Source organism: Paeniglutamicibacter sp. NPDC091659, from assembly GCF_044756805.1.
Classification (GTDB): domain Bacteria; phylum Actinomycetota; class Actinomycetes; order Actinomycetales; family Micrococcaceae; genus Paeniglutamicibacter.
Genome location: NZ_JBIVTO010000014.1, coordinates 14,448 through 30,781, shown reverse-complemented (window position 1 = coordinate 30,781; position 16,334 = coordinate 14,448). Strand labels below are relative to the sequence as shown.

Annotated in this window: 19 protein-coding genes; 14 read left to right on the top strand and 5 right to left on the bottom strand. The window is 63.9% G+C overall.

The window, feature by feature from the left end:
- Positions 1 to 8: 8 nt before the first annotated feature.
- From ACIQLF_RS19670 to ACIQLF_RS19655, 4 genes are all read left to right on the top strand, one after another.
- Positions 9 to 632: an alpha/beta hydrolase gene (locus tag ACIQLF_RS19670; RefSeq protein WP_400302300.1), complete on the top strand. Its 624-nt coding sequence runs from the start codon at positions 9 to 11 to the stop codon at positions 630 to 632.
- A 174-nt stretch (positions 633 to 806) separates the two neighbouring features.
- Positions 807 to 1,253, top strand: a complete 447-nt coding sequence (locus tag ACIQLF_RS19665) for a DUF2871 family protein (RefSeq protein WP_400302297.1) — start codon at positions 807 to 809, stop codon at positions 1,251 to 1,253.
- A gap of 110 nt (positions 1,254 to 1,363) precedes the next feature.
- Entirely contained in the window at positions 1,364 to 1,549 is a 186-nt protein-coding gene (locus tag ACIQLF_RS19660) for a hypothetical protein (protein WP_400302295.1), read from the top strand.
- On the top strand, positions 1,546 to 2,394 hold the full coding sequence (locus ACIQLF_RS19655) for a hypothetical protein (RefSeq protein WP_400302292.1): 849 nt from the start codon (positions 1,546 to 1,548) through the stop codon (positions 2,392 to 2,394). Before ACIQLF_RS19660 ends, ACIQLF_RS19655 begins: the two co-directional genes overlap by 4 nt.
- 12 nt (positions 2,395 to 2,406) lie before the next feature.
- Here ACIQLF_RS19655 and ACIQLF_RS19650 read toward each other — a convergent pair whose 3' ends face one another.
- Positions 2,407 to 3,678, bottom strand: a complete 1,272-nt coding sequence (locus ACIQLF_RS19650) for a DUF445 domain-containing protein (RefSeq protein ID WP_400302290.1) — start codon at positions 3,676 to 3,678, stop codon at positions 2,407 to 2,409.
- A 114-nt stretch (positions 3,679 to 3,792) separates the two neighbouring features.
- Here ACIQLF_RS19650 and ACIQLF_RS19645 point away from each other — a divergent pair, with 114 nt between their 5' ends.
- Together ACIQLF_RS19645 and ACIQLF_RS19640 are read left to right on the top strand one after the other, a co-directional pair.
- Positions 3,793 to 4,653, top strand: a complete 861-nt coding sequence (locus ACIQLF_RS19645) for a glycerophosphodiester phosphodiesterase (RefSeq protein ID WP_400302287.1) — start codon at positions 3,793 to 3,795, stop codon at positions 4,651 to 4,653.
- A gap of 52 nt (positions 4,654 to 4,705) precedes the next feature.
- Positions 4,706 to 5,380: a hypothetical protein gene (locus ACIQLF_RS19640; protein WP_400302284.1), complete on the top strand. Its 675-nt coding sequence runs from the start codon at positions 4,706 to 4,708 to the stop codon at positions 5,378 to 5,380.
- 49 nt (positions 5,381 to 5,429) lie between these two features.
- Here ACIQLF_RS19640 and ACIQLF_RS19635 read toward each other — a convergent pair whose 3' ends face one another.
- A complete protein-coding gene (locus ACIQLF_RS19635) occupies positions 5,430 to 5,984 on the bottom strand; it encodes an HdeD family acid-resistance protein (RefSeq protein ID WP_400302281.1) in 555 nt (184 codons plus the stop codon).
- 135 nt (positions 5,985 to 6,119) lie between these two features.
- On the opposite strand from ACIQLF_RS19635, the gene ACIQLF_RS19630 reads away from it, so the two are divergent.
- Both ACIQLF_RS19630 and ACIQLF_RS19625 read left to right on the top strand, forming a co-directional pair.
- On the top strand, positions 6,120 to 6,830 hold the full coding sequence (locus ACIQLF_RS19630; protein ID WP_400302441.1) for an AzlC family ABC transporter permease: 711 nt from the start codon (positions 6,120 to 6,122) through the stop codon (positions 6,828 to 6,830).
- Entirely contained in the window at positions 6,827 to 7,141 is a 315-nt protein-coding gene (locus ACIQLF_RS19625) for an AzlD domain-containing protein (RefSeq protein WP_400302279.1), read from the top strand. Before ACIQLF_RS19630 ends, ACIQLF_RS19625 begins: the two co-directional genes overlap by 4 nt.
- 27 nt (positions 7,142 to 7,168) lie before the next feature.
- On the opposite strand, the gene ACIQLF_RS19620 is transcribed toward ACIQLF_RS19625, so the two are convergent.
- Positions 7,169 to 7,714 carry a hypothetical protein gene (locus tag ACIQLF_RS19620; protein WP_400302276.1) on the bottom strand — a complete coding sequence of 182 codons (546 nt, stop codon included), beginning with the start codon at positions 7,712 to 7,714 and terminating at the stop codon, positions 7,169 to 7,171.
- A 126-nt stretch (positions 7,715 to 7,840) separates the two neighbouring features.
- Here ACIQLF_RS19620 and ACIQLF_RS19615 point away from each other — a divergent pair, with 126 nt between their 5' ends.
- The 5 genes from ACIQLF_RS19615 to ACIQLF_RS19595 all read left to right on the top strand — a co-directional run bounded on the left by ACIQLF_RS19615 (position 7,841) and on the right by ACIQLF_RS19595 (position 11,629).
- Positions 7,841 to 8,146 carry an MTH1187 family thiamine-binding protein gene (locus ACIQLF_RS19615; RefSeq protein WP_400302274.1) on the top strand — a complete coding sequence of 102 codons (306 nt, stop codon included), beginning with the start codon at positions 7,841 to 7,843 and terminating at the stop codon, positions 8,144 to 8,146.
- A gap of 5 nt (positions 8,147 to 8,151) precedes the next feature.
- On the top strand, positions 8,152 to 8,841 hold the full coding sequence (locus ACIQLF_RS19610; RefSeq protein ID WP_400302271.1) for an O-methyltransferase: 690 nt from the start codon (positions 8,152 to 8,154) through the stop codon (positions 8,839 to 8,841).
- 78 nt (positions 8,842 to 8,919) lie between these two features.
- Positions 8,920 to 9,441, top strand: a complete 522-nt coding sequence (locus tag ACIQLF_RS19605) for a GNAT family N-acetyltransferase (protein ID WP_400302268.1) — start codon at positions 8,920 to 8,922, stop codon at positions 9,439 to 9,441.
- Complete coding sequence (locus tag ACIQLF_RS19600; RefSeq protein ID WP_400302265.1) at positions 9,434 to 10,309, top strand: spermidine synthase; 876 nt, start codon at positions 9,434 to 9,436, stop codon at positions 10,307 to 10,309. Before ACIQLF_RS19605 ends, ACIQLF_RS19600 begins: the two co-directional genes overlap by 8 nt.
- Positions 10,310 to 10,492: 183 nt before the next feature.
- The gene (locus ACIQLF_RS19595) at positions 10,493 to 11,629 is read left to right on the top strand and encodes a methyltransferase (protein ID WP_400302262.1); all 1,137 of its coding nucleotides are present in this window, start codon (positions 10,493 to 10,495) and stop codon (positions 11,627 to 11,629) included.
- A 90-nt stretch (positions 11,630 to 11,719) separates the two neighbouring features.
- On the opposite strand, the gene ACIQLF_RS19590 is transcribed toward ACIQLF_RS19595, so the two are convergent.
- Positions 11,720 to 13,192 carry an NCS2 family permease gene (locus ACIQLF_RS19590; protein ID WP_400302259.1) on the bottom strand — a complete coding sequence of 491 codons (1,473 nt, stop codon included), beginning with the start codon at positions 13,190 to 13,192 and terminating at the stop codon, positions 11,720 to 11,722.
- A 169-nt stretch (positions 13,193 to 13,361) separates the two neighbouring features.
- Here ACIQLF_RS19590 and ACIQLF_RS19585 point away from each other — a divergent pair, with 169 nt between their 5' ends.
- Positions 13,362 to 14,333 carry a universal stress protein gene (locus ACIQLF_RS19585; protein ID WP_400302256.1) on the top strand — a complete coding sequence of 324 codons (972 nt, stop codon included), beginning with the start codon at positions 13,362 to 13,364 and terminating at the stop codon, positions 14,331 to 14,333.
- A gap of 135 nt (positions 14,334 to 14,468) precedes the next feature.
- Here ACIQLF_RS19585 and ACIQLF_RS19580 read toward each other — a convergent pair whose 3' ends face one another.
- Complete coding sequence (locus ACIQLF_RS19580; protein WP_400302255.1) at positions 14,469 to 16,046, bottom strand: NlpC/P60 family protein; 1,578 nt, start codon at positions 16,044 to 16,046, stop codon at positions 14,469 to 14,471.
- Positions 16,047 to 16,334 lie beyond the last annotated feature (288 nt).

The following is a 16,334-nucleotide window of genomic DNA, read 5'->3' as shown; positions in this document are numbered from 1 at the left end:
CTGGGTCCATGGACGAGGCGATCTATTCCCGGGAGGCCGACCAGCGGGGCAACACCGACCTGGTGATCCTGCTGCACGGTTACGGGTCGAACCCCCAACGCATGCTGCCGTGGTTTTCCGCGCTTCCCGCCGGCGTTACCGGCGCCGCGCTCCGCGGACCGCTGGATGTCGGGGGAGACCGGGGCTGGTTCCTGCTGGACTATTTCCTGGCAAACGACTTCGCCGAAGTGGTCTCCGCCGCCCAGCAGGTCTTCGACTGGCAGGACACGCACGCAATCGGCTACCGCTCGATCAGCCTGCTGGGCCATTCCCAGGGAATGGCCATGGCAACCACGCTGCACAGGCTGCGTCCGGGAACCTACAAGTCGATCGTCGGGCTCAGCGGGTTTGTGCTGTCCAACGAACTGTTGAACCTCACCGACAGCGAGCCTGCCCCGGGGCGGGGCATCCCGTTCTTCTGGGGGCGCGATCCGCAAGACCTGGTGATCAACACCGATGCGGTGGACTTCACCCGGGACTGGTTGGAGCGGAACACTGCCCTGACGGCACGCAGCTACCCGGGAATGGGGCATGGTTTCGGGGCGGACGAGAACCGGGACGTGGCGAGTTTCCTCAAGCACTATCTCCGGTAGACGGAGGGCATTGGCCGATTCGTGCCAACAATCAACCGGATGGTTGATTCGCCTGCCGTCGTTCCACGGAAAGGTGGAGGGTGAGACGGTTGTGCTTGAGGCCCGAGAGCCCAACCCGTTGTTTGTTCATCCTGTCGGGCGCCACCGATTGGGAGTGTCACCAAGATGATGCGCATGTTGTACACGGCTTTTGCCTTCGGGATCACCGGGGTTCTCTCCGGTCTCTACTACCGGGAACTGACTAAGAGCCATGACTTTGTGGACCGCTCGGCATCCCAGCTTCCGCTGGTGCACACGCACCTCTTGATCCTGGGATTCATTTTCCTGCTGATCATCATGGCGCTTGAGAAGATCTTCAGCATTTCCTCCATCGCGCCCCGCGCATTCACCTGGTTCTACTGGCTGTGGACCGTGGGCGTGGCGTTGACCGGCGGCATGATGCTGGTGAAGGGAACCCTGGTCGTTGTTGGTGCCGACGCGAGTTCTGCGGCGTTCGCAGGAATCGCCGGTCTGGGGCACATCGCCCTCACCGTCGCCATCGTGCTGCTCTTCGTGGCGATGCGTGCGGCCGTCAAGAAGAGCGTTTCCGTTGAAGCGAAAAGGGCTGCACAGGTCGCGTAGGTTTCAGCCGATCGGATAGGGCGGGGCTGGGTGTTGAACTGCACCGATCCCCGCCCTGTGTGGCGTTGAGGGCTCGGGGAAGCCTTCGGCCAAAGTGCTAGACCGGGAACTTGGACTTCAACGTGGCCAATTCCCCGGCGGTGGTGGAATCGTCATCGAGAAATGCCGTGGCGTCCGCGAACCTGCTGTCGGGAAACCTGTTGATTGTTCCCGCAAAGGCTTGTCCGCGCTTTCGCCCTGCGAATAACACCCGTGCCCACAAGGCGCTGCTGCCCCTAGAGTTGATTCCAGAATGAAAAAGAACCCGATCACCTCCAGCGTTATTGGCCCCGACGGCAAGCCCGTGGCAGGAATCCAGGGTGCCATCATGAGGGCCGTGGGTGTTCAGCGGCCACTCGTTCTGGCCTATCTGCGCCGTTTGCGCCGCAGGCACCCCGACTACACCGCAGCGGAACTCGCAAAGCTGGTGGAGCGCGACTATCTGTTGGCAATCACTGGTTCTGGCGCGGCCGTGGGAGCCACCGCGGCACTCCCCGTGGTGGGGACCGCCGCAGCCTTGGGGTTTTCCGCCGCTGCGACCGTCGGGTTCCTCGAAGCCAGCGCCCTCTACGGGCAGTCACTGGCCGAGCTCCACGGAATCACCACCGAGAACCCTGACAAGGCGCGCTTGCTCGTCATGGCGATCCTGCTGGGCGACGAGGGCAGCTCCATGATTTCAGCGCTGACCCACCAAGCAGCCGGGCGCGGTGCAGGCCCCGTCAAGGGGTGGGCCGCCATGTTTGGCGCCAACAAGCCCGCCAGCCTGTGGAGCACCATGCAGGGGGCCATGCAAAAAACCTTCATGAAGAAGATGTTGGCAACCCAGGGAGCCTCGATGCTGGGCCGCATCGTGCCTTTCGGAATTGGTGCTGCCATCGGCGGGGTGGGCAACCGCTACCTCGGCAAACGGGTGGTTGAGGCCGCAGGTCTTGCGTTCGGGACGTTGCCCACCACGATTCCCGGCCAGTTGCTTGCCGTGCCCGGGGCAAAATACGCGTCCACCGAGGTGGCCGCCCGGGCAACAAGCGCCGAAATGGATGCCGCGTCGGAGGTCGAGGCGCAGATCGAGGCCGAACGGGCGCGCCGCAACAGCGCCGGCTGAGTGCAGCCCGATTTAGCGCAACAGGGTGTTTGCCAAGGCGAAAATTGCCAGCCCGGCCAGTGATCCGACGACGGTGCCGTTGATGCGGATGAATTGCAGGTCCCTGCCGACCTGCAGCTCGATCTTGTCGCTGGTTTCCTTGCCGTCCCAGCGTGCCACCGTGTCGGTGATCAGCGACGTGATCTGTCCGCGGTAGTTGTCGATGACATAGCCTGCCGCGTTGGAAACCCACAGATTCACCTTGGCCGCAAGCTGTTCGTCCCCACTGAGCCTTCGGCCGAGGTCGCGGATCCCTGCAACCATTGACCTGCGCAATTCAGACTCGGGGTTGTTCATCGCATCCACCAGGGCGGCCTTTACCGAGGACCAGCTCGTGGCTGCCAACTCGCGCAGCTGCGGATCTCCCAAGAGCGAATGCTTCAGCGCTTCGACCTTCTCGACCATCAACGGATCGTTTTGCATGTCCGTGGCGAAGGTCTTGAGCCAGGCGTCGATGCTCAAGCGCATGGGATGGGTCGGATTGGCGCGGACTCCCGCGACGAACTTGGTCAGTTCCCTGTGGATCTTTTCGCCGAGCAGCGCATCCACCAGCGAGGGAACCCACGACGGCGAATGCTGGGACACCGTGGAGATGATCATGCCGCGGTTGACCGCGACCCACTTTTCCGCGCGCTCTGCCAACAGGTCGATGGCGGGTTTGTGGTGACCGTCCTCGATGACGCGTTGCATGATCCGCCCCAAGGTGGACGACCATTCCGGGGCGAGCATATGTTTCTTGGCCAGGGATTCAATCAGCACCAGGACGTCCCGGTCATCAAGCACCTCAAGGACCGCGCCGATCACGGTTGCCGCTTCCTGGGCGACCCGCGTGGCCGACTTTTCCTTCTCCAACCAACGGCCGACGCTGCCTGCGACGTCAAGCTGCTGCAGTTTGACGTCGACGACCTCCCTCGACAGGAAATTCTCCTGGACGAATTCGCCGAGGCTTTCGCCGATCTGGTCTTTTTTGCGCTCAATGATTGCCGTGTGGGGAATCTTCAGGCCCATGGGGTGGCGGAACAGGGCGGTGACGGCGAACCAGTCGGCCAATGCGCCGACCATTCCACCTTCGGCGGCGGCGCGCACATACTCCAACCACGGGTACCGGTGCTGCAGTGCGAAGGCCACGGCAAAGATGACTGCCATGATGAAGAGCAGCCCGGTGGCCAGTCGTTTCATGTAGCGCAGTGACGCGGCCTTGGCCGCATTGTTTTCCGCTGCAAGGGACGGTCGGGTGGATGACATTGGACGTGGCTCCCGCGCCTGAAAGATGGATGGAACAGGACTCCACGCTACAACCTGCTCCCGGTTGTGCGGCCGGGTACGCGCCAACCGGGGGCAGGTTGTAGCGTGAATGTCATGCGTACCCTCGTCTATGCCCATCGCGGATCATCGAAGGCCTATGCCGAAAACACCCGGGCGGCCTACATGCAGGCGCTGGTCGACGGCGCCGACGGAATCGAATGCGATGTGCACCTGAGTGCGGACGGGTTTGTGGTGTGCCACCACGACCCCACCGTCGACCGCACCTCCAATTCCACCGGCAGGGTCGGCGAAAAATCGCTGGACCAACTGCGCAATCTGGATTTTTCGTCCTGGAAGAACCCTGCGATCCCTGCGGAATTCGGGACGATCAACGAACAGCTCGTCACCCTGCGGGAGCTCGTGCTGCTCATGCAGGAGTCGGATCGGGCCATTGGGTTGGCCGTGGAAATCAAGCATCCCAGCCCCTTCGGGCGGAGGCTTGAGGACGCAACGCTGGCCGAGCTCACTGACCTGGGCTGGAACGCCGAGGACTCGATGCTCGGAAAAATCTATGTCACGTTCATGAGTTTTGATCCGGGGTCGGTGCGTTACCTGCTGGAACGGGTTCCCGCGCGGCACCTGTGCCAGTTGGTCACCGAAGTCGACGAGGAATGGATCGACGAACTGGTGCTCGCGGGTGAAGCCGACCGCGCCGGGGTCGCGGCGGTCCTGGCGCAGGCAATGACCCAGGGCGTTGAGCTGCTGGATTCCGGTGTCCCCGAGCTGGCCGGACCCGGCGTCGCCTACGTGCGCAAGCATCCTTCGCTTGTCACGGCCTGGATGCGCCGGGGCGCGACATTCCGGGTTTGGACCGTCGACGATCCGGAGGATGCGACTTTCCTTGTAAACCTTGGGGTCGGCCAGCTCACCAGCAACGTTCCGGCGTACATCAAGTCGCATCTGGGACTTTCCTGAACACACAGCGGGTCGGCAATTCCGGGCCTGCCCGAACGCGTAGAATCGCCGGGTGAAAGAGCAACTGAACGCCTATTACCAAGACACCTACCTCTTCGAAATCGAGGCGCAGGTCATCGCCAGCGGAAGGGATGGCGAAGGTGCGCCGTGGATTGCGCTGAGCCCCAATATTTTCCATCCGCGGGGTGGTGGACAGCTTGAAGATGCGGGGACCGTCAACGGCCTCGAGGTGAGTGTCTCGCGCAACGAGGACGGGCTGGTGGTCCTTGGCGGCACCGGCGCCATTCCGGTGGGTGCCACGGTAACCTCGGCGGTGGACCCCGAGACCAGGCTTCTGCACGCGGCGCTGCACACCGCCGGACACCTTGTTGGCTTTATCGGCGAGGCACGCAGCTGGGAACACAGCGGCCACAGCCATTTCCCGGGACAGGCCCGGCTGGATTTCCATCCGGAAAGCCTCACGCAGGACTTCTCAACCCCGGAGACCCGTGCGGTTGCCGTCAAGGAACTCCAGACGGAGCTGGACAAGCTCATCGCAACGTCGGCAAGCGTCTCCACCACGACGGATTCACAGGGGGTCCGGACCGTCGCCATTGCCGGTGTAAATGCGGAACCGTGCGGCGGCACCCACGTCAGGGACCTGTCCTGCCTCAAAGACAGCAAGATTCTCGAGGCGAAGGTCAAGCGCGGGGCGCTCAAGGTTCGCTACGAGGCTCTCCACGCTTAAGGTTGGGCGTAATTCCGGGGGAGCCGGGTTTGCCGGCTCCTTGCGGTGACTAGGCTGAAGCCGAGCGAAGCGTCTTGAAGCCCTCGAACAACATGGCGAGGCCGGCAAGGATCAGGAACGTCGCAATGACCACGAGCATCGCCAAGATGCCCGCGCCCGGTGCAAGCACCAGCCACAGCCCGAGCGCCAGGGTGATGCCGCCGCTGACCAGCCCCACCCACCAGAACGGGAACATCTTGCGGGCTGCAAGAGCCGAAACCAGCTGGACGACGCCAAGGGCCAAGGCCCACCAGCCGATGATCAGCACGACAATGATTGCCGTCTTGTTGGGCCAAATCATGGCCACAAGGCCCGCGACGATCGAAACGATGCCCAGTGCCAGCAGCCATGGGTTCTTGGTGCCCTTGCCGGAAGCGAACCACAGGCCAAGGCTTAGTGCCCCGTCCAGCAGGGTGAAGAGCCCGAAGGTGAAGACCGTCGCGGCGACGGTGATGTCGGCCCACACAAGGATGGCCACGGCAAAAATTACGGCAAGTGCTCCACGGAGGATCAGGGACCAACCGGTCGGTTTTGCCGGGACAACCACAATCGTTCCTTCAAGCATTGGCATTCCTTAGTCTTGGGTCGTATCCGGTACGGGCTTCGGTTTTCCAGTCTATGACCGGTGAACGCCCTCGTGTTGCGTCCGTGCCTAATGAAACGCGTTTTCCATGGCTAAGCTTGGTCTGTGCTTCCCAAAATGACCCCCGCGACCAAGGTCGGCTTGTCCATCGCCGTCGCCACGGGCCTCTACGCCATTTCCTATGGTGCATTGGGTGTTGCTGCGGGGCTCAGTGTTTGGCAGGTGGCCGCCCTGAGCCTGCTGATGTTCACCGGCGGTTCGCAGTTCGCCTTCATTGGTGTTGTTGCGGGGGGCGGCGCTCCCGGCGCGGCCTTTGGTGCTGCCACACTGCTCGGGGTGCGCAATGCCGTGTATGGAATGCAGATCAAGTCGATGATCAAGCCCCGCGGCTGGCGCAGGCTTGTTGCGGCGCATGTCACCATCGATGAATCGGTGGCCACGGCCGCAGGACAGACCGATCCGGCGGAGCAAAAGCGCGGATTCTGGGTTGCCGGCGTTGGCATATACGTGATGTGGAATATCTTTACCATCGTGGGTGCACTCCTCGGCGATGCGCTGGGAGATCCCAAGGTGTGGGGTCTTGACGGGGCTGCCGTCGCGGCATTTCTGGGCCTGCTGTGGCCGCGGCTGAAGTCGGCCGAGCCCATCGCCATCGCCTCGGTTTGCGCACTGGCAACGATCCTTGTGGTTCCCCTGGTACCGCCGGGCGTGCCTATTTTGGTTGCCGCGGTCATCGCGGGCGTCTGGGGTTACTTCGGCAGAGGACCCTCGAATGAAGGCCTGGAACCGGACGTTGAACCGCACGCCAGTGAAGGGAAAGCATCATGAACGAGATGTGGTGGTGGATCCTTGCCGGCTGCGCCGCGGCCTACGGGATCAAGATGCTCGGGTTCCTGGTCCCCGAGAAGTTGCTGGAGAACGAAAAGATGACGAGGGCCGCGGGCGCGCTGACCATCGGGCTGTTGGCCTCACTCACAACGGTGAACGCCGTGGCCAGCGGGGGCAGCGTGGAGTTTGATGCGCGGATTGGGGCTCTGGTCGCCGCGGGCATTGCATTGCTTCTGCGTGCGCCGTTCCTGGTGGTTGTAATCTCCGGCGCCGCTGCAGCGGCCTTGTTGCGGTGGTTGGGCTGGGGCTAAACGCCGAGGCCGGACGGCTCGACATCTCTAGTCGGCGATGGTCTGGGAGCCCGGCTCTTGATAGGCGGCAACGGAGAACGAGGTGCCTGGCGAAACCGTCAGTTTGATTTTCAATGACCTGGTGGCCTCATCGATCACAAATGAAAACGCCTGTGAGGACCCGTCGCAGGGGGTGCCCATGCCGCCGAGTTCGTCACTGTCGATGTTGATTTCCCCGTCGACACATACAAACTGAACAGTCAATGTGCCGCCCTCGACCGGTTTTGGCAATCGCAGGGAGCGTTGTGTCTTGGATGCCTCAAGGTCGCCCAATGTAACCGCATTGGTGATCCCTTCGGGGACAAGCCCGGCCGGATCCGGCAACGATTCCTTGGTGAGCGGTTCGGGGGTCGCCTCGGGAATGCCGAAGCCAATTTCCGCCGAGGTTTCCGGCCACCCGCTGTCGGTCGGGGTTGGCGTCGCTGCGGGAACCGGCGTGGGGGTGGACCCGTCCGCATTGGTCAGTTGGGTGCATCCCGTGAGCGCGAGCAACAGGACCGGCACGGCAGCCCACCGAATTAAGCGTTGCGTCATGGCCATCATCCTATGAAGCCGACGGGCCCCGGGTCGCCCGCGACATGGCCGAATCCCTTATGGGCAGGGTGCGTCATTCTGGCGGGCCACCGTGACATGCGGGGTGCGCAGTGGCACAGTTGAACCATGATCGTTGCCTTCTCTCTTGCCCCCAGTTCCGACAACGCCGACGGTTCGGTCCACACCGCTGTGGCCGCGGCCGTCAAGGTCGTCCGTGATTCGGGACTGCCGAACTCCACCTCCTCGATGTTCACCGAAATCGAAGGGGAATGGGATGAGGTCATGGACGTCATCAAGCGCGCGACGGAGGCCGTCGCGGCATACGGATCGCGGGTCTCCCTCGTGCTCAAGGCGGATATCCGCCCCGGCTACAGCGGGGAATTGACAGGAAAAATCGAGCGCCTGGAAAGGGCTCTTGACGCGCAGGAGTAGTTCCCATGGACAGTTCAGCCGATCCGGTCACGCCAGCCGAAGTGGACGCGTATTTCGTTGAGAAGCTCCTTGAACCGGAGCCCGAGATGGATGCCGCCCGCCGGCGGGCGCACGAGGCGGGACTGCCCCGCATAGAAGTCAGCGAAGTCCAGGGCAAATTCCTGATGCTGCTGGCCCAAATTGCCTCGGCCAAGCGAGTCCTGGAAATCGGCACCCTCGGCGGCTACTCAACCACCTGGCTGGCCCGCGGTGTGGGTGCCGATGGGCACGTGGTGACCTGCGAGTTCGAACCCCTGCACGCCAGGGTTGCCGCGGACAACCTTGCCGCGGCCGGGGTTGAAGACCGCGTGGATATCCGGATCGGGGCCGCGCTCGATACCCTCGATGCCCTGCTGGCCGAGGGCGGGGAACCCTTTGACCTGATATTCATCGATGCCGACAAGGAAAACAACGCGCACTACATCCAATCCGCAATCACTCTGGGCCACCCCGGCAGCGTCATCGTGGTGGACAACGTGGTGCGCGACGGCGGGGTGCTGCGTCCCGGGGAGCCCGAGGACGAGGCCGGCCGCATGCTCAAGGGAGTCCGCGACGGGATCGACATGCTGGGCAGCAACCCCCGGCTGGATGCCACGGCCTTGCAGACGGTGGGCGTCAAGGGCTGGGACGGTTTCGCCCTCGCCGTGGTGCGCTGAAGCGGCTGCTGAAGCAGCGATTGGCGGCCCAACGTGCCGCGTTGGGCCGGTTGGAGCAACAGCACATAGGCTTGCAGCGTGACTACCGAGACCTACGAGATCCGCCTTGCCACCCCCGAAGACATCAAAGCGACCCTGGGCATGAAGCTCCAAGCCTGGCGTGAAGCCTACAAGGAGCAGCGCCCAGAGCCTTTCTTTGCCGATGCCGAAGCGCGCCTGGAAACGGAAGCAGACTGGTGGGCCCGCGGTTTGGCGCAGGGCGCCGAGCTCTGGATCGCCACGGACGGGCAGTCCAACGTCATCGGTGTGGCAGGCGGCGGCCCGGTGGCAGATGACGACTCGGACACCGGCGTGGGCATCGAGTTGCAGGTCCTGTATGTCCTCGCCGGGCACCACGGCACCGGCGTCGGCGAAAAGCTCCTCGAAACCGTGCTCGACGGACGCGACGCAGTGCTCTGGGTGCTGGAAGACAACCCGCGCGCCCAGGCGTTCTACGCCAAGCACGGCTTTGCCGCGGACGGCCGCATCGAGCCGCTCGCGGACGCCTGGGCAGGCCTGAACGAAATCCGCATGGTCCGCCGGGGCACCAGCCGTGGCTAAGGGCCGCGGCAAACGCACCAAAAACACGACCGATCAACCCGCCGCCGCCGAGGCCTCCGACACCGGACCCCTCGAGGGAAACTACCCGATCGACACCGGCACGGCCACGCTGGAACGCGACCACTATTCGCCCGAGGGCTGGATCCTCAAGGTCAACGGCGTTCCCTCTTCCCACGTGGACCTCGCCGCACCCGAACGGCTGGACTTCGAGTACATGCGCTGGATCGCCGCGCTGATCCGTTCGCGCTTCGCCCCGGCGGTCTTCGACGGGAACGAGTCCAAGCTGCGTGCGCTGCACCTTGGCGGGGGAGCCTGCTCGATGGCCCGCTGGGCCGCGGCGACCTACCCGAACGCGCGCCAGGTGGTGGTGGAACTCGACGGAAAGCTCGCCGAACTGGTCCGCGCCTGGTTCGACCTGCCGCGCGCCCCCTTGCTGCGGTTGCGCGTGGGGGAGGCGGGGGAAGTGCTGCGAAGCCTGACCGATGCCACCCGCGACCTGGTCATCCGCGACGTGTTCGCCGGAGACCAGACGCCCAAGGACCTGACCACCCTGGAATTCACGGCGCACGCGGCCCGGGTGCTGGACACCGACGGCCTCTATGTCGTCAATTGCGGTGACACCCCGGCGCTGGACAACGCCAAGCGCGAGGCCGCAACCATCGGCTCCGTCTTCAAGTACGTGGCGATCATCGCCGACCCGCCCATGCTCAAGGGCCGGCGCTACGGCAACGTCATCATCGCCGGGTCCAACGCACCGATCCCGACGGGCCCGGACTTCACCCGGGAGCTGCTCGGCGGCGGGGTTCCGGCCCAGCACTGGGAGGACGCCACGGTCCGTGCCTTCGCCCGCCACGCGACCGCCGTATAGCGCGCGTTCTCCCCGGGGCCGATTCGGGGGTGGAGGGCGTCCGGAGCCGGCGCACCTATAGGCTTGGAGTGCGTCGAACATTCCTGTTCGATGCGGCCGACCGGTCCGGCGGATCCGCAACAGGATTCCGCGGGGTCCGGGAGCAGGGCAGATTTTTCAACAGCAGGAGCACCCCCGAACCCCATGCAGACACCAACACTTGTTTCCTGGGAACAGGACGGCCAAACCCGAACCGCGCTCTGGTCCTCCTCCAACGGGGCCAAGCCGCCGGCGCGCATCGTCCCGGTCGATGACACCCTCACGGCCGACGAGGCCCACAAGATGGCCGCGCAGGGCGTCGGAATGCTCTGGACCGGCGACTACCACAATGCCCGCCAGCTGCTCAGCGCCATGGGTCGCCGCGCGCCCGATGCCGGCAAGCCCAAGCGCAAGGCCGCGGCGGCAACCACCGCCGAACGCTTCTACAAGTACAGGCAGGCCCGCACGCAGCGCTCCCGCATGCTTTCGATGCTGCTGGTCCCCGTTGAGCCCGGGCCAGCGGTCGCGCTGCGCCGGGCACCTGACGTGGCCGAGGCCTGGCTGAACGCCTTCGGCGAGGTCGCCGAAACGACGCTTGTCACCCTGCAGGAACTGCTCGGCGCCATCGGCGCGCAGCAGTGGCGGTCCACCGGCCTGCACGTGCCGGCGCTCGGCGCAAAGATCCACCCGCACTACGGCACCTTCGCCCCGGTGCGCGGGGAGTACCTGGACCTGGTCGCCGAGGCGGAGCTGCCCGGCACCGACCGCGCCTTCGACATCGGCACCGGAACCGGCGTGCTGGCGGCGATCCTGGCCAAGCGCGGGGTGGCCGAGGTCATCGGCACCGACTCGCAGGAGCGAGCCGTCGAATGCGCCACGGCGACCTTTGCCGAGCTGGGCCTGGACGACCGGGCCAAGGCCGTCGTGTGCGACATGTTCCCGGAAGGGCGCGCCTCGCTGGTCGTCTGCAACCCGCCGTGGCTGCCCGGCACGCCGCAGACGCTGCTCGACTACGCGGTCTACGACCCCAAGTCGCGCATGTTGCGCGAATTCCTCAACGGGCTGCCAGCCCACCTGAGCCCGGACGGCGAGGGCTGGCTTGTCATCTCCGACCTGGCCGAGCGCCTCGGCCTGCGCAGCCGCGAGGAGCTACTGGGCTGGATCGACGCCGCTGGGCTGGAAATCGCCGGGCGTGCGGAGACCGTCCCGACACACGGCCGCAGCGCGGACACCAGCGACCCGTTCCACGCCGAACGCTCGTCGGAGATCACCTCGCTGTGGAAGCTGCGCGTGCGCACCTAGGCCGGTTTCCGGGTCCCGGAACACCCTCACGTATGGCAAAAGCCGGGGAACACCTTGCGGTGTTCCCCGGCTTTTTGGGTCCGTAAGAGGCTACATTCCCATGGCCTGTTCAATGACGCCGATGCCGAAGAAGAGCACAAACGCCCCGGCGACGGCCCACATCAGCGGGTGCACCTCGCGGGCACGGCCCTGGATCGCGCGGATGAAGACGAAGGCAATGAAGCCGGCGCCGATGCCGTTGGCGATCGAGTAGGTGAACGGCATCAGGACGAAGGTGAGGAACGACGGAATGGCGACACCCCAGTCGTTCCAGTCGATCTTGCCGACCTGGGAGATCATCATGAAGCCGACGACCACCAGGGCCGGGGCGACCGCCTCGAACGGCACCAGGTAGATCAGCGGGGTCAGGAACATCGCGGCGATGAACAGCAGGCCGGTCACGATCGAGGCCAGGCCCGTGCGCGCGCCCTCGCCGATGCCGGCGCCTGACTCGACGTAGATCTGGTTGGAGGACGCCGAGGCGCCGCCGCCGACGATGGCGCCCAGGGCGTCCACCAGCAGGACCTTGTCCACGTCCGGGATGTTGCCGTCCTTGTCAACGGTGCCGGCCTCGTTGGCCAGACCCACCATGGTGCCCATGGCGTCGAAGAAGATCGAGAGCAGGATGACGAAGGCCAGCAGCAGGGCGGCCGTCACGCCGAGGTGCTCGAAGGCGCCGAAGACGTTGACCTGGCCCAGCAGGGAAAGGTCGGGCGCGGCCCACTCGGGCATCGACGGGACGACCAGCGACCAGCCCTGGGGGTTGAGGTTTCCGGTGGCGGCATCGAAGGACGGGCCGATCTTGAAAGCAACTTCAAGGATGTTTGCCAGGATCGCCGAGGCCACGATGCCGATGAGGATTGCTCCCTTGGTCTTGCGAACCACCAGCGCGATGGTGAGCAACAGGCCGAAGATGAACACCAGGATCGGCCATCCGGACAGCGTGCCGTCGAAGCCCAGGCCCACGGGGACGGTGGTGCCCGCGGCATCCGGGATGCGCCGCACGAACCCGGCGTTTACCAAGCCGATCAGTGCGATGAACATGCCGATGCCGACCACGATTGCCGTCTTGAGGCTCGCCGGAACTGCGTTGAAGACCGCCGTTCGGAATCCGGTCAACACCAGAACCAACATCGTGATACCGGAAACCACGACAAGCCCCATCACGTCAGGCCAGGTGAGCTCAGGGTTCGTTGCAACGGTGATCGCCACGAACGCGTTGACGCCGAGGCCGGTTGCCATGGCGAACGGGTGCCGGGCCCAGGCGCCCATCAGGATTGTCATGATGCCTGCCACCAGGGCCGTCACGGCGGCCACGCGGGAGAAGCCGAGCTCGTCGCCGTTGGCGTCGGCGCCCGCCAGGATTAGCGGGTTGAGCACCACGATGTAGCTCATGGCAAAGAACGTGGCAAAGCCGCCACGGATTTCTCGCGAGTAGTTTGAGCCACGTTCGGTGACTTTGAAGTATCGGTCAAGACGTGAAACTTCCGTCTTGTCTGGGAGGGCGTGATCCTGTTTGGGCATGGGGGAATTATAGTTCGATATTAAGCCTTTAGGCGAAAGTTCTGTCGAGAATTGCACCACGCACAATTGTGGATAGACCCACGTCACACTGTGGTGAACAATGGAAGATACGGGCCCCGTACGGGAAAACCCGTGTTGCCTCAGACCGTGACACGTAGGAGTGAAGACGATGAGCGAAAAATCCGCGCCTCAAGAAGACACCGAGGCCATCGAAGGAATCGTCGTGGGTGTTGACGGTTCGGACCAGGGCCTGTGCGCACTGAAGTGGGCGGCCCAGGAAGCCAAGCGTCGTGGCAGCATCCTGAACATCGTCACCGCATACACGATCCCGGTATTCGCCGCTTCCTCCATGGATGCCGGCTATGCCACGTTGGACGACCAGCTGATTCGCAACGGTGCGGAAGAAGTGGTCCGCCAGGCCCGGGCAACCATCACCGAGGAAGGCCTGACGGTTCGTACATACATCGAATCGGGCGATCCATCGGGTGTCCTGTTGGATCTAAGCCGCCAAGCCGAACTTATTGTGGTCGGCACCCGCGGCCGCGGCGGATTCGTCGGGCGTCTGCTCGGATCGGTTTCCAGTGCGCTTCCGGCCCACTCCAAATGCCCAACGGTGGTTGTGCCGCTTTGTGTTGCCAAGCGCCCCGATGACGACCCGGAAATCCAGGACAGGATCGTCGTGGGCGTGGACGGTTCCGACCGTGCCCGCCTGGCCGTGTTGGTTGCAGCCGAAATGGCAGCTGCCCGGGGGTTGTCCATGCGCATTGTTTGCGCCTTGGCCCCTGTCAGCGGCGCCTTGGCCTGGATGCCTGCAACGGTCGACCAAGAGGCCGTCACCGCGGATGTGCGCCACCAAATGAACATCGGCAAGGCCTGGCTGCAGAGCTACTTCCCCGAGCTGAAGATCGAAACCGACGTCATCGAGGGCGCTCCGGTCGAGGTCCTGATTCGCGAGTCGCAGACCGCGCGATTGCTGGTGACCGGTTCGCGTGGCCGTGGCGGGTTCGCCGGCATGCTGCTGGGCTCCACCAGCCAAGGCGTACTGCACCACTCGAAGGGCCCGGTGATGGTCGTTCCGGACGGGAAAGACCCCCGTCTGGAAACCCGCCAGCAATTCGAGGACAAGGCCAACGGGAACTAGACCACGCGGGGTCGGCGGCTCCGGGATCTGGCGGGCCGCAACGATACTGCCATTAAAAGCAAAAGTGAAGTTGGCTGCACCGGTAAGTTCCGGTGCAGCCAACTTCACTTAAGCCAACGGCCGGCGGCGAGATGCCTAGTAGCGGCCTGCGTACGGATGCAGGTTGTTGACCCACGACAACGGGGTCACCGAAATTCCACTGTTGGGGTTGCGCGCATGGATGACCTGGCCATTCCCAAGGTAGATTGCCACATGGTAGAACGAGCTTCCGCCATTGCTGGAGGAGAACACCAGGTCGCCGCGGCGAAGCTGGCTCAAAGGCACCTTCTTGGGCGCTGCGGCATACTGTTGCGACGAGGTCCGAGGCAGGTAAACGCCGGATTTGGCGAAGGCTGCACCCGTATAGCTCGAACAATCGTAGAGGTCCGGTCCGTTCGCGCCCAACTTGTAGCCCTTGGAATCGTCGGTTGCGATCATGTTTGCCCAGGAAATGGCGGCGTTGAAACTGTTCGACGAAGGGGAAACCACCTCATTAACCGGTGGCTTGGGCTTCTCTGGCTTCGGGGTCGGGGTCGGGGATGGCTTGGGCTTTTCCGGTGTGGGTGTTGGCTTAGGCTTTTCCGGTTTTGGCTTTTCCGGAGTCGGCTTTGGCGCTTCCGGTGTGGGTGTTGGCTCCGGCGCTTCCGGAGTCGGTTCGGGTTTTACCGGCGGTTCTTCCGGTTCGGGGGTAACGGCGATGTTCTCGGGCGGCTTGGGCCTTGATGGCTTGGGAACCAGCGAATTGCCCTGTGGCTGTTCCGTGGGAACCTTCGGGGGAGTGGCCAGGGGCTTGATAGCTGCAGGTCCGCTGGATTTTTCCACGACAGGAGGGGTTGCCGGGGTGTTGTCGATCAGCTCTTGCAGTCGCGCCGACTCTGCTGCCGCCTCCTTGGCCTCGATTCGTGCCGCTTCTTCCTTGGCATCGACATCGCGGAGGAATGCCAGCTGGCCGATGAGCTCGGAACGGAGCTTTTCCTGAGGGGCGATCGATGCCTCGTAGCTAGACATGGTGGAGGAAGCTTTGCTTGCGGCGGCCAACTGGGCGGCAGTGGCTTCGTTCGCAGCGGTTTCCGCCGCATCTGCGTAGTCCTGCCACGCCTTCCACAGGGCGACGGCTTCCTCCGCGGTACTTACGGTGCGCGCACGGTTTGCGCTCAAGGCGCCCATGGTTGATGCCTTGTAAAGGACGTCGCTGTCGGCATCGCTGTCGAGCAGATTGACGACTCCGGGGTTGATTCCGCCATTGCGGTAGAGGTCGGAGGCCAACGCGCCCACGTTCTTCTTGCTTGAAGCGAGGTAGGCCGTGGCCTTTTCGGCTTCGGAGCGGGCATCCTTGGCGCTCCGGGAGCGTTCCTGAAGCAATTCATCGGCGGCCAGTAGGCCGTCTTGTGCATCGAGCGCCTGGGCCTCGGCGTTTACGAGCCTCGAGCGTTCTTGCTCGATGGTGGCCTCAAGGTGGTGCACCATTGCTTGGAGCTGTTCGGGATTGGATTTGGCGGCATTCAGCTCGGCTTGAGTCGGCAGGGGTGTTGCGGCCGAGCCCGGTTCCAAGGGAAGCAAGACGCTGCTCACAGGCGAAGCCGCTGCCGCTGTCGCTGGAATTGCACCAGTGAGGCAGGTGACAGTCAACGCAATTGCGCAGGCGGCCACGCCCAGGGATTCCCGGAAAACCATGCCGTGTGTTCCTTACCGCAGCGATCCGCTGAAGAATTTCCCGGCATACGCGGGAAAAACGGCCTGAAATACGACCTGATCGCTGCTTCCTTTAGCACCATATGGGATATCTATTCCCACTGGCAACATCAGTCTCACAGGTAACAGCAATTACAGCTATGTAATTATTCGAGGTCCGGATAACGAATTTTGGACACCATTCCGGGTATGCGAAGGCCGCCCTGACACGGAAGACCCGGTGTCAGAGCGGCCTTGGCTCTGCCACACGGAGTTGCGGCAGAGGCATAG

Coding starts and splice junctions, on each gene's coding strand:
- ACIQLF_RS19670 (WP_400302300.1), top strand. CDS start 9: ATGGACGAGGCGATCTATTCCCGGGAGGCCGACCAGCGGGGCAACACC.
- ACIQLF_RS19665 (WP_400302297.1), top strand. CDS start 807: ATGTTGTACACGGCTTTTGCCTTCGGGATCACCGGGGTTCTCTCCGGT.
- ACIQLF_RS19655 (WP_400302292.1), top strand. CDS start 1,546: ATGAAAAAGAACCCGATCACCTCCAGCGTTATTGGCCCCGACGGCAAG.
- ACIQLF_RS19650 (WP_400302290.1), bottom strand. CDS start 3,678: ATGTCATCCACCCGACCGTCCCTTGCAGCGGAAAACAATGCGGCCAAG.
- ACIQLF_RS19645 (WP_400302287.1), top strand. CDS start 3,793: ATGCGTACCCTCGTCTATGCCCATCGCGGATCATCGAAGGCCTATGCC.
- ACIQLF_RS19635 (WP_400302281.1), bottom strand. CDS start 5,984: ATGCTTGAAGGAACGATTGTGGTTGTCCCGGCAAAACCGACCGGTTGG.
- ACIQLF_RS19630 (WP_400302441.1), top strand. CDS start 6,120: ATGACCCCCGCGACCAAGGTCGGCTTGTCCATCGCCGTCGCCACGGGC.
- ACIQLF_RS19625 (WP_400302279.1), top strand. CDS start 6,827: ATGAACGAGATGTGGTGGTGGATCCTTGCCGGCTGCGCCGCGGCCTAC.
- ACIQLF_RS19620 (WP_400302276.1), bottom strand. CDS start 7,714: ATGACGCAACGCTTAATTCGGTGGGCTGCCGTGCCGGTCCTGTTGCTC.
- ACIQLF_RS19615 (WP_400302274.1), top strand. CDS start 7,841: ATGATCGTTGCCTTCTCTCTTGCCCCCAGTTCCGACAACGCCGACGGT.
- ACIQLF_RS19610 (WP_400302271.1), top strand. CDS start 8,152: ATGGACAGTTCAGCCGATCCGGTCACGCCAGCCGAAGTGGACGCGTAT.
- ACIQLF_RS19595 (WP_400302262.1), top strand. CDS start 10,493: ATGCAGACACCAACACTTGTTTCCTGGGAACAGGACGGCCAAACCCGA.
- ACIQLF_RS19590 (WP_400302259.1), bottom strand. CDS start 13,192: ATGCCCAAACAGGATCACGCCCTCCCAGACAAGACGGAAGTTTCACGT.
- ACIQLF_RS19585 (WP_400302256.1), top strand. CDS start 13,362: ATGAGCGAAAAATCCGCGCCTCAAGAAGACACCGAGGCCATCGAAGGA.
- ACIQLF_RS19580 (WP_400302255.1), bottom strand. CDS start 16,046: ATGGTTTTCCGGGAATCCCTGGGCGTGGCCGCCTGCGCAATTGCGTTG.